Origin of the sequence: Kitasatospora sp. NPDC085895, assembly GCF_040702125.1 — a bacterium.
Classification (GTDB): domain Bacteria; phylum Actinomycetota; class Actinomycetes; order Streptomycetales; family Streptomycetaceae; genus Kitasatospora; species Kitasatospora arboriphila.
This window is the reverse complement of record NZ_JBFBJY010000050.1, coordinates 1-14712: the sequence shown is the minus strand read 5'-3', so window position 1 is coordinate 14712 and position 14712 is coordinate 1. Positions and strand designations below refer to the sequence as shown.

11 protein-coding genes are annotated in these 14712 nt (G+C 74.9%); 1 reads left to right on the top strand and 10 read right to left on the bottom strand.

Annotation, left to right across the window (positions count from 1 at the left end; all coding sequences use genetic code 11):
• Positions 1–8 precede the first annotated feature (8 nt).
• The 7 genes from AB0442_RS26700 to AB0442_RS26670 all read right to left on the bottom strand — a co-directional run bounded on the left by AB0442_RS26700 (position 9) and on the right by AB0442_RS26670 (position 8687).
• Positions 9–1145 carry a glycosyltransferase gene (locus tag AB0442_RS26700; RefSeq protein WP_366165898.1) on the bottom strand — a complete coding sequence of 379 codons (1137 nt, stop codon included), beginning with the start codon at positions 1143–1145 and terminating at the stop codon, positions 9–11.
• Positions 1142–1948, bottom strand: a complete 807-nt coding sequence (locus AB0442_RS26695; protein WP_366165897.1) for a polysaccharide deacetylase family protein — start codon at positions 1946–1948, stop codon at positions 1142–1144. Before AB0442_RS26695 ends, AB0442_RS26700 begins: the two co-directional genes overlap by 4 nt.
• Positions 1938–3815, bottom strand: coding sequence for a lipid II flippase MurJ (locus tag AB0442_RS26690; protein ID WP_366165896.1), 1878 nt, complete (start codon positions 3813–3815; stop codon positions 1938–1940). Before AB0442_RS26690 ends, AB0442_RS26695 begins: the two co-directional genes overlap by 11 nt.
• Positions 3812–5140 (bottom strand): O-antigen ligase family protein, encoded by a 1329-nt coding sequence (locus AB0442_RS26685; RefSeq protein WP_366165894.1) that lies wholly within the window; start codon positions 5138–5140, stop codon positions 3812–3814. Before AB0442_RS26685 ends, AB0442_RS26690 begins: the two co-directional genes overlap by 4 nt.
• 1 nt (position 5141) lies before the next feature.
• Positions 5142–6626 carry a sugar transferase gene (locus tag AB0442_RS26680; protein ID WP_366165893.1) on the bottom strand — a complete coding sequence of 495 codons (1485 nt, stop codon included), beginning with the start codon at positions 6624–6626 and terminating at the stop codon, positions 5142–5144.
• A 284-nt stretch (positions 6627–6910) separates the two neighbouring features.
• On the bottom strand, positions 6911–8089 hold the full coding sequence (locus AB0442_RS26675) for a glycosyltransferase family 4 protein (RefSeq protein WP_366165891.1): 1179 nt from the start codon (positions 8087–8089) through the stop codon (positions 6911–6913).
• Positions 8090–8249: 160 nt separating this feature from the next.
• On the bottom strand, positions 8250–8687 hold the full coding sequence (locus tag AB0442_RS26670) for an SRPBCC family protein (protein WP_366165889.1): 438 nt from the start codon (positions 8685–8687) through the stop codon (positions 8250–8252).
• Positions 8688–8812: 125 nt separating this feature from the next.
• Here AB0442_RS26670 and AB0442_RS26665 point away from each other — a divergent pair, with 125 nt between their 5' ends.
• Positions 8813–9706, top strand: coding sequence for a HipA family kinase (locus tag AB0442_RS26665; protein ID WP_366165887.1), 894 nt, complete (start codon positions 8813–8815; stop codon positions 9704–9706).
• A gap of 228 nt (positions 9707–9934) precedes the next feature.
• Here the strand turns inward: AB0442_RS26665 and AB0442_RS26660 are convergent, their stop codons facing one another.
• From AB0442_RS26660 to AB0442_RS26650, 3 genes are all read right to left on the bottom strand, one after another.
• Complete coding sequence (locus tag AB0442_RS26660; RefSeq protein WP_366165885.1) at positions 9935–10288, bottom strand: hypothetical protein; 354 nt, start codon at positions 10286–10288, stop codon at positions 9935–9937.
• Positions 10289–10428: 140 nt separating this feature from the next.
• Complete coding sequence (locus AB0442_RS26655) at positions 10429–11916, bottom strand: S8 family serine peptidase (RefSeq protein WP_366165883.1); 1488 nt, start codon at positions 11914–11916, stop codon at positions 10429–10431.
• A 207-nt stretch (positions 11917–12123) separates the two neighbouring features.
• Positions 12124–14712, bottom strand: a 2589-nt coding sequence (locus tag AB0442_RS26650) for a glycoside hydrolase family 48 protein (protein ID WP_366165881.1), incomplete at its 5' end; no start/stop codon positions are given.

Genomic DNA, 14712 nt, shown 5'->3' with positions numbered 1-14712 from the left:
TCGCGCGTTCAGGCCCGCAGGGCGGCCGGCCGGGGCGGCGCGGTGCGGGCGGGGCCGAGCCGGTCGTAGAGGTCGCCGAGTTCGGCGGCGATCCGCGCGATGTCGTAGTGGTGGACGGCGGGCGGCGGCGGGAGCCGGCGCGGCGGTGCGGCGCGCAGCCCGTCCAGGGCCTCGGTGTAGGCCCCGGCGGTGGACGGCAGCCGGCGGGCGGCGGGGGCGGCGTCCGGGCCGAGCGCGTCCAGGGCCGGGCAGGCGGTGCGCAGCACCGGCAGGCCCGCCGCCAGTGCCTCCAGCACCGTCAACCCGAAGGTCTCCTCGGTCGAGGGGGCCGCCAGCACGTCCATGGCGGCGAACAGCTCGGGGACGTCGTCGCGTTCGCCGGTGAAGACGGCGGCCACCCCGGCGCGGGCGGCCTGCGCCTCCAGGGCGGAGCGTTCCGGCCCCTCCCCCACCAGCAGCAGCCGGGTGTCCGGGCCGGGCCGGGCGGCCAGCGCGGCCACCGCCTCCACCAGCACCTCGAACCGCTTGCCGGGCACCAGCCGGCCCACCGCGCCGACCGTGAACGCCCGCTCCGGCAGGCCGAGTCGGGCCCGCACGGCGGCCCGGGTGCGGGCCGGCACGGCGTACCCGGCGGCGTCGATGCCGTTGGGCAGCAGGTGGACCCGGTGCGGCGGCACGCCCCAGTCGTGCAGGGTCGCGGCGACCTGTCCGGAGACGGCGACGGTCGTCCGGCCGAGGCGCTCGGCGGCCAGGTAGAGCGCCCGGACCCCGCGGCCGGCCGGCCGGCCCTCGATCACCCCGGGGTGCAGCGAGTGCTCGGTGGCCAGCACCGTCCGCACGCCGGCCAGCCGGGCGGCGAGCCGGCCGTACAGCCCGGCCCGGTAGAGGTGGGTGTGCACGGCCTGGTAGCGCCGGTGGCGGATCAGCCGGGTGAGCCGCGGCAGCACCGCGAGGTCGCGGTTGCCGCGCATGTCCAGCTCGTGCACGGCGAAGCCGTCCGCGCGCAGCGCCTCGGCGACCGTGCCCGGGTTGGTGAGGGTGGCCACCTCGCAGTGGTGGCGGTCGGGCAGGTGGCGCAGCAGCAGGTGCAGCTGGCGCTCGGCACCGCCCGCGGCGAGGCCGGTGACCACGTGCAGGACCTTCATCGGAAGGCCTCCTGGCGGGCGGCGGGCACCGGGGCGGTGGCGCGCAGTCCGGTCACGGCGTCCCGCCAGTGGTGCCGGCCCTGCTTGGCGAGCAGCCGCAGCGCGCCGTCGCGGTCGCCGACGTAGCAGCGCGGCAGCGCGAACCGGCCGGTGAGCTCGCCGTGCTCGATGGCGCAGGCGTACTGGTACCCGGCGTCGCGGACGGCCTCCGCCGCGGGCCGGTCGACCGCCCCGTACGGGTAGCAGAAGCCGGTCACCGGGCCGCCGACCAACTGCTCCAGGGCCCGCCGACTGCCGCGGGCCTGGTCGGCGAGCTCGTCCGCGGACAGCCCCGGCAGCCTGCGGTGGGAGAGCCCGTGCGAGCCGATCTCCCAGCCTGCGGCGGCGAGTTCGACCACCTGGTCGACGGTGAGCAGCGGCTTGCGCGGGCCGTCCGGGTCCCAGCCGTTGTGGCCGCCGAGCAGGTCGGGCACCACGTAGGCGCTCGCGGTGAAGCCGTGCCGGCGCAGCACCGGCACGGCGTACCGGGCGAAGTCCGCGTAGCCGTCGTCGAAGGTCAGCCCGACCAGCCGGGCGGCGGCGCCCGCGGCCCGGGCCCGGAGGAGTTCGCGGACGCTCACCCCGCGCCGGCCGCTCCGGGCCAGCCAGGCCATCTGCGCGGCGAACCGCTCCGGGCTGACGGTGAGCAGGTACGGGTCGCGCTCCTCGTGGGTGATCGAGTGGTACATCAGGATCCACGGCGCCGACCGGGCCGGGTGCGGCTGGGCGGGCAGGGCGGGGCCACGGGCCGGTTCAGCGTCCATGGGGCTTCCTCTCAGCAGCCTGGGTGACCGGGCCCGCGGCCCGGAGGAGGGCGCGCACCGGGTCACGGACCTCGGGTGCGCCGAGGACCGTGCCGAGCCCGGCGAAGACGAGCACGACGGTGAGACCGCCGAGCAGGGTGGCCGGCAGCGGCGCGGACGGACCGGAGGCGGCCACCGCGCCGGCCGCGGCGGCACCGACCGCGGCGGCCAGCAGCCGGGCCTGGCCGCCGAGCACCCGGGACAGGCGCAGCGCGATGCCGCGCAGCAGCAGGCCGCGGAACAGCAGCACCGCGGCGGCGGTGATGCCGGCCGCGTTGCCGGCCGCGAGGCCGAGGGCGCCGTACCGCGGGGTGGCGGCCAGTCCGACGCCGGCGGTGACCAGCAGGCCGACGGCCATCGCGGCGACCGGGTACCAGTCCAGCGGCCTCAGCCCGGCCGGCTCCGGGTCGCCGGCCCGGCGGACCACCGGCCGCAGCGAGAAGAACGGCCGGACCATCACGCCGATCAGCGCCTGCGCGGGCAGCCCGAAGCTGTAGACCCGGATCACCTCGGCGGTGGCGGCGGTGTCGTGCGCACCGAACGCGCCGCGCTGGAAGAGCAGCGCGACCACGGAGGGCGCGCAGGCCATCAGGAAGGCGGTGCCGAGCAGCACGACCGCGGCGGCCTGGCCGAGGTCCTTCTCCACCCGGTCGCGGGCGGCGGCGAGGTCCCCGGCGGCCAGCGCCCTGGCGACCAGCGGGAAGGTCACCGTGACGATCAGGATGCCCGCCGTCATGGCGAGCTGGGAGACCTTGGCGGCGTAGTTGAGGTGCGAGATGGTGCCCGGCGGCAGGCCGGAGCCGAGGTAGCGCTCGACGAAGACCTGCGCCTGCCGGGTGAGGGTGAAGGCGGCGACCGGCAGCATCGCCAGCGGGATCAGCACCAGGCCGCCGGCCGCGGCACCGCGGGCCGGGCGGGCCGTCCGTCGGGCGGCCCGGGTCCGTCCGGCGGATCCGGCCGGATCGGCGCGCGGCGTCGGGCACCCGTCCGGGCGCGCGCCCGGGTCGTCCCCGTGCTGGACGCGCTCGGGCGATTCGGGCGTGCGTGCGGTCGTGGGGGCGCCTCCCGGCGGAAGACCGGGGGAGATCCGGCGTCGCGCGCCCGGCAGGATCCACCGGACGGGCCCGAGCAGCAGTCCGGCCATCAGCAGGCTGCCGCAGGTGACGCCGAGCGCGGCGGAGCGGACCCCGAGCAGGGCGTGCCCGCCGAGCAGCACGGCGAGGATGCCCAGGTTGTACGCCACGTAGATGCCGGCCGGGGCGGTGAACCGGTGGTGGGCGCGGAGCATCGAGCAGAGGTAGCCGACCACGCCGAACGGCAGCACGGTCAGGGCGGTGATCCGGGTGCAGGTGACGGCGAGCGCGGGGTCGGCCAGGCCGGGGGCGAGCAGGTGGACCAGCGGGCCGGCGCCGACCGCCGCGGCGAGGGTGAGGGTGCACAGCGCGAGCAGCAGCCAGGGCAGCGTGGCGCGCACCAACTGCCGTACCGGGTCAGGGCCGTGCGGGCGTTCCTCGCGCAGCACCAGGGCCAGGCTGAACGCCGGGACCATCAGGAAGGCCATCGCGTCCTCGATCAGCAGCGGCGCGGCGGTCTCCGGCACCGTCCAGGCGACGAGGAAGGCGTCGGTGCCCCGGGTGGCGCCGAAGTACCGGGCGAGCAGCAGGTCGCGGAGCAGGCCGAGACCGGACCCGGCGGCGCTGAGCACCGCGGTGACGCCGAAGGCGCGGGCGACGAAGCCGCCGCGCCGGGGCCGGGCGGCGGCGTGCCGCGGGCCGGGGACGGCGGCGCGGGCGGGCCGGGCGGTCGCGGTCGGCCGGTCGCCGCTCATCGCGCCTCCGGGTCCGCCGGGCCGGGGAAGGCGGCCCGGGCGGCGAGGCCGAGCACCACCGAGGTCAGCACGGTGGTGGTGCCGCCGATGTCGGCGTAGAGGAAGTCGACGAGGATCCAGACCAGCAGGGCGAGCGCGGCCAGGGCGCCGCCGCCGGCCCGGCGCAGGCAGCCGGTCAGCAGGGCGAGGAAGAGCGCGGCGTACGCGGTGATGCCCAGCAGGCCCTGCTCGCTGAGCACCAGGAAGTACATGTTGTGCGGTGAGAGCAGCGGTTCGCGCTGGAAGCCGATCGTGGCGTCCTCGGCGTCGCTGCCGGAGGAGAGCCGCAGCGGGGCGTGGCCGTCGCGCAGTTGCTGGAAGGCCTTGGGCCCGGCGCCGGTGGTGGGGTGGTCCTGCCAGATCCGTCCGGCGGTCGCCCACAGGTCGTAGCGGTCGCTGACCGACTGGTCGGGGGCGGCCTGCACCGAGCCGATGCTGCCGAGCCGCTCGGCGACGCCGGAGGCGCCGAGGCCGAGTCCGCCGATCAGCACCACCGCGGCGGCCGCGCCGATCACCGCGCAGCGCAGGGCGAGCCGGGCGTCGGCGCGCAGCATCAGCACGGCGACGGCCGCGGCGCAGGCGATCCAGCTGCCGCGGCTGAAGGAGACGGCGAGCGGGAAGGTCAGCAGCGCGGCCGCGGCGTACAGCACCCGGCGCAGGACGGGCCGGCCGCCGGGGCCGCGTTCGCCGAGCGCCAGGGCGAGCGCGGCGAGCAGTCCGAAGCTGACCACGGTGGACATCGCCATGATGTCCAGCGCGCCGAAGGTGCCGACGGCCCGGACCGGTTGGCCGGCGTACGAGGCGCCGGTGCGGGTGAGGTACTGCTGCGCGCCGACCGCGCCCTCGACCAGGGCGGCGGCGACGAAGGCGCCCAGCACCAGCCGGCGGTCGCGGCGGGTGCGCAGCGCGCAGGCGACGGCGGCGGGCACCAGCACGAAGATCTGCACCAGCCGGACGAAGCCGGTGGTGCTCGCCTGCGGGTCGATCGAGGCGAGGGTGGCGGCGGCGGCCGCGCAGACCACCGCGCCGAACAGCAGGCAGACCGTGCGCTCCAGCCGGGCGCGGCCGCGCAGCAGGTCGGCGGCGGTGAGGGCGACCAGCAGCAGCGAGGCGAGGTCGGCCGGGGTGACGTGGACGGCGGCGGTGACGTCCTTCTCCCCGGTGGGCACGCAGACCAGCAGCACGGTGGCGGCCGCGGCCGCCGCGGCGGGCCGGGGTGCGGCGGGCAGCCGCCGCCACCACTGCGGCAGCGGCGCGGTGCGGGCCGGCAGCGTTCCTGACGTCACGTCAGCTCCCGTCCGGGTGGAGCATCAGGACGGCGGTGCGGAGCAGGATCTTGGCGTCCTGCCAGAGACTCCAGCTCTCGATGTAACGGTTGTCGAAGCGGGCCCGGTCCTCGATGGAGGTGTCCCCGCGCAGGCCGTTGACCTGGGAGAGGCCGGTGAGGCCGGCCGGGACGCGGTGCCGGTCCTGGTACTCGGGGTAGGCCTGGCCGAAGCGCATCACGAAGTAGGGGCGTTCGGGGCGGGGGCCGACCAGGCTCATGTCGCCGCGGACGACGTTCCACAGCTGCGGCAGCTCGTCCAGCGAGGTGCGGCGCAGCAGCCGGCCGACGGCGCCCATCCGGTGGTCCTGCGAGATGTTCCAACGGGTGGCCGACTCGTGCTCGTTGCTGGGGCGCAGGGTGCGGAACTTCAGCAGGGTGAAGACCTGGCCGTCGAGGCCGGTGCGCTGCTGGCGGAAGAGCACCCCGGGGCCGGTGTCGCAGCGGACGGCGAGCGCGCAGGCGGCCAACACCGGCGAGAGCAGCAGCAGGCCGAACCCGGCGGCGGCGACGTCCAGGGCGCGCTTGGCGACCCAGCCGGGGCGGCGGACGGCCGGGCGCTCCAGCGGCAGGCAGGGGAAGCCCCACAGCTGGTCGGTGCCGCGCCGGCCGAGGGCCGCGTACTCGCGCAGCTGGGGCACCACCCAGACCCGGCAGCCGAGCCGGGCGGCGGTGCGCAGCGCGGCGGCGGTGGCGGCGTCGTCGGCGGCGCCCTCGGTGGCGATCACGTGGTGGATGCGCTTGCGGCGGATCTGGCTCTCCAGGGCGTCGTGGCCGCCGAGGAGCCGCAGCGGGGCGTCCGGGGCGAGCAGGACGGGCTGGGAGTCCAGGTAGCCGACCGGCCGCAGACCGTACTCGCGGTGTTCGAGCAGGACGGCGGCGATCCGCTGGCCGAGCTGGCCGGCGCCGAGCACCAGGGTCGGGCTGGGGCGCCTGCGGCGGGCACGGCGCAACAGGGTGTAGGCGGCGGCCCGGCCCAGGCAGGCGAGCAGGGTGAAGGCGGTGAGCAGTCCGGCGAACCTGAACAGCGCCGCCGGGCCGGGCACGAACCGGCCGAGGCAGGCGGCGAGGGTGACCGCGAAGGCGGTGGAGACGGCGGCGCGTCCGGCGAGGGCGGGGAGGTCGTCGAGCGCGGAGACGGTGAGCCGGCTGCGGTAGAGGCCGCCGGCCAGGTTGAGCGGCAGGAGCAGGCCGAGCAGCGCGGCGGCCAGCGGCGGCGGGCCGGGGGCGGTCAGGGCCGCGGCGGCGGCGAGGGCGAGGACGTCGCAGCCGAGGAGTCCGGCCGGGAGGGCGACCCGAGAGCGCAGCGGCCGGCGGTGGCGGCCGACCTGCGGTGCCGGACGCGCCCGGGGACCTGCGGCGGGCCGCTCCAGCAGCTCGGTGCCGAGCCGCCGCCGGGCCGACAGCGAGCCCCCCGGCCGCGGCACGCTCTCGTGGTCAATGGTCATCGGTGCGCGAACTCCCCTGTGGTGTACCCGCGGTCGCGGGGGCGGCCGACCGGCCCGAACCGTGCCCGGTGCCGGGCACGACGAAGTGGACCCTCCGAACAGGTGCGAATCAGGCAAAATCAGACAATAACGATCGCCGTTGTCACTGCGGCGAGTTGACGTGCCGTGTCATGCCACCTGCTCATTGGTCGGACTGTCGGACGACTCGTACGCGGCGCCCCCGACCCGGCGGCGACTGCGGACTGGGCAGCGGCCCGCGGGGACCCCCACGGCCGGATAAACGATCAGAATCCCTGGGGGACACGGGAATCGGGGCGACCGGACGGACGCGCGGGCAGCACCGCGCGGTACACCGCCTCCACCTGCTCGACCGTGCGGCGGACGTCGTGCCGGTCCGCCACGTACGCCCTCGCCAGCCCCCCGCGGCGCGCACAGGCGTCCGGATCGGCCAGTTCCTCGACCAGGCGTTCGGCCAGCGCGGCCGCATCCCCGGGCGGCACCGGCGGTACGGCGCCCCCGGGCGGCAGGCACTCGCGCGCCCCGGGCACGTCCGTGAGCAGCACCGGGCGGGCGGCCGCCATCGCCTCCAGCGGGGCCAGCGCCATGCCCTCCCAGCGGGACGGCAGCACCACCAGGTCCGCGGCGGCCAGCCAGGGCCGCGGATCGCCCACCCCGCCCGCCATCAGCACCCGGCGCGGCCCGGGCAGCGCCCGGACCCGCTCGGCCAGCACCGCCTCGTCCGGACCCCCGCCGACCAGCGCCAGCCCGGCGCCGGGCACGGCCTCGGCCACCCGCGGCCAGGCGTCCAGCAGCACGTCCTGGCCCTTCTGCCGGCAGAGCCGGCCCAGGCAGACGGCGAGCGGGGCTTCCGGGTCCAGTCCGGCGCCGGCCAGCCCGAGCGCGGCGCGGGCGGCCCGCCGGTCGGCGGCGCCGGCGGGCACGTGATGCTCCAGGTCGACCCCGTTCGGCACCACCCGCCAGGCGGCCGCGAGCCCCGCCGCGGCACCGTCGGCCCGCTCCTGCTCGCTGACGCACACCAGCGCGTGCGCCCAGCGGGCGGCGTACCGCTCCCAGCTCAGGACGGCCCGGGCCACCGCGCCCTCGACGGCCGCGAAGGACCAGGCGTGCGGCTGGAAGACGGTGGGGACGGACCCGCGCACCGCCAGCCGGCCGGCCAGCCCGGCCTTGGCGCTGTGCAGGTGGAGCACGTCCGGTTCGGCGGCACGCACGACCCGGCGCAGCCGCCGCACCTCCCCCGCGGTGGCGGGGCCCGGCGCCCGGCCGGCCGGCCAGTCCAGCAGTTCCGCACCGGCGGCGGCCGCCTCGGTGCCGAGCAGCCCGCCGGGCGGACAGGCCAGCAGCACCCGGTGGCCCGCCTCGCGCTGCCCGCGGACGAGGTCCACCACCACCCGGGCCACCCCGCCGTCGACCGGCTGCGCGGCATGAAGGATCGTCAGATACACGGCCGCGAGCCTAGGTCGGGGCGGCCTCCGGCGGGCCCGGGATCACCCGTCCCGGGGACGGGGTACCACCCGTACGGCGCGGGTCGTCCGCACGGGTGTGCGCAGGGCCGTACGGCCGATCGACCAGCCGGCGACCGGTTGCTCGACGGCCGCCCGACGGCTACTCGACCTCGGTGGAGAGCCGGTCGAGGACCGCACCGTGGATCCGGTTGAGGCCCTTGGGCGCGAAGGTGCGCTCGAAGAAGCCGCCGATGCCGGTCGCACCCTGCCAGGAGGCGTCGACCACGACCTTGGTGCCCTCCCCCGCCGGGGTGACCGTCCAGGTGATCACCATGCTGGAGTTGGCGTCCGTCTCCACCAGGGTCTGCGGCCGCGGCTCCGTCACCGAGAACAGGCAGTCCCGGACCCGCTTCTCGGTGGCCTGCAGCCGCCAATGCACCTGGGTGCCGGCGCCCGTACCGCCCGCACGGACCTCGTACTCGCTGTACTGCTCGGGCAGCAGCCGCGGCCGGACGGTGGCGTAGTCGGCGAGCGCCTCGTACACCCGCTGCGGGGACGCCTGGTAGACCCGCTCGGTGATGGCCTGGACCTTGCCCATGGGGGCTCTCCTTCACTGGACTTCGCCGCCGCCGCTCGGGGGCGCCGGCCGAACGCGCCCAAGCCAACCACACCGGCCCCGCCGCACCCGCGACTCACCCCGGGGCGCGGGTTAGGCTTGCCGGTGTGCTCGATCAGGTGACCGCCCTCCGCTACCTCGATCCGCTGCGTGCCGGCGGGTCGGTGCCCGGCGTGGTCGAGACGGACGACCTGGGCACCTACGTGGTCAAGTTCACCGGCGCGGCCCAGGGTGCCAAGGCCCTCGTCGCCGAGGTGATCGTGGGCGAGCTGGCCCGCCGGCTGGGGCTGCGGGTGCCGCCGCTCGTCCTGGTCGACTTCGACCCCGCCGTCGCCGCCCACGAACCGGACACCGAGATCCAGGACATCCTGCGATCCAGCGCCGGACTCAACCTCGGCATGGACCTGCTGCCCGGCGCCCGTGACTTCACCCCCGGCGCCCTGCCCGTCGACCCGCTGGAGGCCGGCCGGATCGTCTGGCTGGACGCCCTCACCGGCAACGTCGACCGCACCGTCCACAACCCCAACCTGATGGTCTGGCACCGGCGGCTCTGGCTGATCGACAACGGCGCCGGGCTGATCTTCCATCACCGGTGGTCCGGCGCGGCCGCCTCTGTGCTCAAGCCGTACCCGATGAACGCACACGCCCTCGGCGCGTTCCGGCCGGCGGTGGCCGCGGCCGACGAGGAGTTCGCACCACTGGTCACCGAGGAGCTGCTGCGCGAGGTCGTCGAACTGGTGCCGGAGCCCTGGCTGGCCGACGAAACCGGCTTCGACTCGCCGCAGGCCGTCCGCGACGCGTACGTGGCGCACCTCGCCGAACGGGCCGCGGGGTCCGCCGCCTGGCTGCCGACCGAGTTCGCCTCGCCCGAGGAGCTGCGGGCCGCCGAGGAGCGCCGCGCCGCGGCCACCATGGCCGCCCGCCCCGCCTGGCTCAAGCAGGTCCCCAACCGCCACGGCCTCGCCCAGGTCGAATCCGACTGGACCCGCCACATCGGCTGACGAGGGCGGACCGATAGGCGGCGCGACCTCAGGTGGCAGCATCCCAGGGGCGCCTGGGGGCACCTCCGGCCGAAGGCTGGGGGGGGAACTGCGCAATCCGGGTGGTCGTCACGACAGTTCTGGCCAACCCCGATTTGTACGGTCTCCGCATCCGAATTGCGTAGTTCCCCGCGCCCCTGGGTGGTACCCCACATCTGCGCAGTTCCCCGCGCCCCTGAGGGAACTCCCTCAATACAAGGGCGGTACCGGCTCGGCGCCGGCGGCGAGCAGGAGTCCCTCGGCGAGGGTGCCGCAGAAGAGGCAGAACGCCACCAGTGCGGCCCGCTCCAGGGAATCCAACCGGCGGACCCGCGGGGTCGAGAGCAGCAGCGCCGCCGCCGCCAGGCCGGCCAGCGGGCCGCCGAGCACGAGGAGGCCGGCCCGCAGCCAGTCTCCCGCTCCGGCCGCGGCCGTCCCGCCCACGCCGAAGCAGACGCCGATCGCCAGCAGCACCAGCCCCGGTACCGCGACCACCAGGCTGCCCGCGAGCACCAGCACCGCGCCGGTCCTGCGCCGTCCGTCCGTCCCGTCCGTCCCGTCCATCCCGACCACTCCCCCGCTCCTCCGGCCCCCGTACCGAGGGTCGCCGGAAACGGCCCTGCCCCGCCTGAGTACGGATACTCGGGCGGGGCAGGGGAGTTCGTCCGTCGTTCAGCCGGCCGAAGCCCAGGGCGTCGCCGACGTCACAGGCGCCACCAGTCGGCGGCCTTGTCGGCGTTGACGATGCCCGCGCCGTAGAAGCCGTTGCCGTGGCCGGAGGTCTCGCAGACCGCCTTCCAGGCGCCGTCGCCGCTGGGGTCGAAGGTCGCCGGGCAGGAGTGGTCGTCGGCCTGGTGCTGCAGCATGGCGCGGAGCTCGTCCGGGCCGGCCCACGGGTGGGTGGAGGCGAGCAGCGCGGCCACGCCCGCGGCGTGCGGGGAGGCCATCGAGGTGCCCTGCATGTAGGCGTACTTGTTGCCGCGGACGGTGGAGAGGACCCGGCCGTTCTTGTCGGGGGTGTCCGGCAGCTGGTAGCGGGAGTCGCCGCCGGGGGCCGCGACGGTGGCCTTGCCGAGGCCGTAGCTGGAGTAGAAGGACTTGTCGCCCTTGTCACCGACGGAGGTGGTCACCACGATGCCGGGCAGTTCGGTCGGCAGCGAGACGCAGTTGTCGTCGATCGGCCGGGGGGCGGGGGTGGTGTCGTCGGGGCTGGTGGTGTCGGTGGTCTTGTGGGCGAGGTCGATGTTCTCGTTGCCGGCGGCGGCGACGCTGAGCACGCCGTTGCGCTGCGAGAAGGCGACGGCCCGCTTGACGGCGGTGACGATCGCGGCCTGGTCGGGGTCGGTCTTGCAGTTGAACAGCCACGGGTCGATGTAGTAGCTGTTGTTGGTCACCTGGAAGTGGTGCTCACCGGCCCACACGAAGCCGCAGATGGCGTACTCGGGGTAGATGAACCCGCCGTCGTCGACGACCTTGACCGCGGCGAGGCGGACGTTCGGCGCGATGCCCTCGATGCCCTTGCCGTTCTTGGCGGCGGCGATGGTGCCGGCCACGTGGGTGCCGTGGTCGCTGGAGGTGGGCTGCCAGGACTGCCAGGAGGTGTCGGCCTTGCCTCCGTTGATGCAGGAGGCGGAGAGCGAGGCGTCGACGTTGGGCGCGAGGTCCTCGTGCGTGGCGTCGATGCCGGAGTCCAGGACGCCGACGACCACCCGGCGGCTGCCGAGGGTCTTCTCGTGGGCCTTGTCGACCCCGATCTTCCGCATGTCCCACTGGTTGGCCCAGAGCGGCTCGGAGCCGTCGGCGGGCGCGGCGGTGGGGACGGCGGCCGGTTCGGCCACCTCGACGTCGTTGCTCTGGACGATCCCGGCGGTGCGGCTGGCACCGACCGAGTCGACGGTCTTCGAGGAACGCAGCTTGGTCGCGAAGTCCTTGTCGGTGGAGCGGGCGACGACCACGCCGATCTGCTCGTAGGAGACGACCACGGTGCCGCCCAGGGCGGCGATCTCCCGCTCGGCCTTCTTCACCTGGCCGTGGTTGGCCTTGGTGTTCACCACGTAGCTGAGCAGTGGGCCGGGCGCGTCCGCGGCGCCGGCCGCGGCGGCGGTTCCCGACGGCAGCGCGATGGCTCCCGCCGTGGCGAGGGCGAGGCCCAGCGCCGCCGTCCTGGTCCGGCGTATCCGAGGAACACTCATAGGGGTTGACCCTCCGGAGTCTCGAAGTGTGCCCCGCTGGTGGCGGTGGCACGTGAGGTGGACCGGACGCTATTGAACGCGCGTGGTGATCCGCAAGACCACGGACACGAAATGCGCACAACAGCGGTGCCCGGCCCGCTGTCAGCCGGGCCGGGCACCTGTCCTGTTCGTCCGTCAGGTCGCGACGGGTGCAACCCCGTGTTGCCGTCAGGAGTTGAAGAGCTCCCCGTAGGTCGCGAGGGCGGTCGCGATGTCCGCCTGCGCCCAGAAGCGGTGGTACGTGAAGGTCGGCGCGGCGCCGCCGTCCAGGTAGGACTGGACCTTGGCGAAGGCCGGGTCGTTCTTGTAGAAGGAGCGGATGGAGAGGAAGGTGGACGTCGAGTCGATCGGGTCGCCGTTGGGCATGGTGCCCGTCCAGCCGGACGGGACGGAGACCGAGTCCTTGAACCGGCTGTAGTCCGTGCGGGTCTCCGGGACGGAGATGCCCAGCGCGTCCTGGTCGTTGGCCCACATGCCGTCCAGCAGCTTCTGCGCGGCGGTCTTCGCCGCGGCGTTGCCGGACTTCGCCGCGTAGTAGGAGAGCAGCTTGGCGTACGAGCCCGCGACGCCGACGTCACTGGTCCGGTCGACGACGGTCACGTGCAGCGAGGCGTTGCTGCCCGGCGCGCTCGCGTTCCAGGTGTCCGGCTTGCCGCTCCAGGCCAGCGTGGACGGGATCTTGAAGCTGCCGTCGCTGTTGAACGTGGTGTTCGCCAGCGCCCAGGTGACCCACTTGTCGAGCACGGCCTTGGCCTTGGTGTCGCCGCTCGCGTAGTAGTACTCGGCGAGCCGCTCCACGCCCCAGGCCTGGAAGCCGAACCACTGGTTGGACGGCGGGTCGTGGTAGACCGGCGCCTCGTCGTAGTACATCCCGTAGAAGGTCGGGGTGCCGGCCGGCGGGGCGGCGTAGGCGCCGTCCCAGCTGTTGGTGGCACCGCCCGCGATGGCGCCCTCGCTGGACTGCAGCCACTGCAGGAACTCCACCTGGCGGCCCAGGCTGGTCGTCCAGTCGGTCCTGCCGGTGGCCGACTTGGGCGCCATGGCGGTGTTGTTCACCAGGGCGTAGGCGGCCATCGGGTTCTGGTAGCCGCCGTGCGCGGCGCTGTCGCCGATGCGCCAGGCCCAGCCGGCGCTGCTGTCGTTGGCGCCGCCCCAGGCGTAGTACCAGGACAGCAGGTAGTGCTCGCTGCTCTTGCCGGAGCCGGCCGCGCAGACGGTCGGGCCGACGCAGTTCCCGATCTTCTTGAAGTACTTGTCGAAGAACGAGTAGCGCAGGTAGTCGCCCATCTTGCCGGCCTTGGCCACGGCGGTCGCGACCTGCGAGCCGTTGCCCTGGGCCTTGGCCCAGGTGTCCGCCCAGTAGGCGGCCTGGATGGCGCGGGCGTCGGCGTCCGGCGCGTCGGTGAACTTCCACTGCTTGGCGTAGGACGCGTCCTTGACGAACAGGTCCAGGTAGCCGTTCTTGCCGCCGTAGGCGAACTTGTCGCAGGTGGGCTGCGGGATCGTCTCCCAGACCGACTCCTGCGGGCCGCGCTGGTAGGTGTTGATGTAGGACGGTCCGGTGTCGGTCGGGCCGGCCTCGCACGTGCCGGGCGAGTTGCCGTAGCCGTACACGTTGTCCACGTCCTGCAGCCAGTGCATGCCGTAGATGTCGTCGGTGCCGTAGGCGGACTTCAGCTCCGCGGCGATCGGGTCGTTGCCCGGGGTCACCGAGCCGTCCATCTGCGACGGGTAGTCGCTGGGCAGCGGGTGCTCGGGGGCGTAGGTCGCCGGCTTGCTCGCGTTGTAGAAGCCGTTCGTCGACTGGTCGGCGTGCGTGGGGATCATGTACGTCTCCATGAGCGTCCACGCCGCGTTGAACTTCGACCAGTCCTTCGTCACCCGGCCGTACTGCGCCTCCAGCCACAGCAGGTAGCTGTAGGCCTCGGAGGTGGTCTCGTGGCCCTGGTCCGGCGCCTCGACCAGCAGGGTCTCCACCGAGTGGTAGGGGATGCCCTCGGGCGAGAAGTAGCCGTTCGCCGGCGCCTTGATCTTGTTGTAGAGCTGCAGGAAGCGGTCGTCGTAGACGCCCGTCCCGGCGGCGAGCTCGGTCACCGTGACCACCGAGCTGGTGTAGCCGGTGGCGGTGGAGGTGAAGCTCGCCGAGCCGGTGGAGCCGGCGTCGGCCGCCAGGGTGACGGTCTGCGCGGTGGACCAGTTCGACGGGGTGAAGGTGAGCGCGGCACCGGCGCTGATGGAGAGCCCGGTGTTGCCCGAGGTGCGGGTGGTGGTGACGGTGACGTTCCCGCTGGGCTGCGAGGACAGCTTCAGGGCGAAGGTGCCGGTCTTGCCCTGGGTCACCGACAGGGTGGTGGGCACCGCGGTGATCGACGGGCCGGCGGCGACGGTGATGCCGGCCGGGGTCGACTCGCTGGTCGCACCGAGGCTGTCGTACGCCTTGGCGTAGACGGAGTGGCTGCCGGAGGCGGCACCCGTCCAGCTGAAGGTGTACGGCGCGGTGGTGGCCGTGCCGATCAGCGTGGTGTTGTCGTAGAACTCGACCTTGCTGATGGACGCGCCGTCCGCCGCGGCGGCGCTGGCGGCCAGCGGGATCGCCGCGCCGGCGGCGTAGTTCGCGCCCGCCGAGGGGCTGGTGAGCGCGACCGTGGGGGCGGCGTGCGCACCGGTGCAGGCGACGCCGTTCAGCGCGAACGAGGTGGGGGCCGCGTTGCTGCCGCTGTAGGAGAAGTTGGCGCCCGCGGTCACCGACTGTCCGGC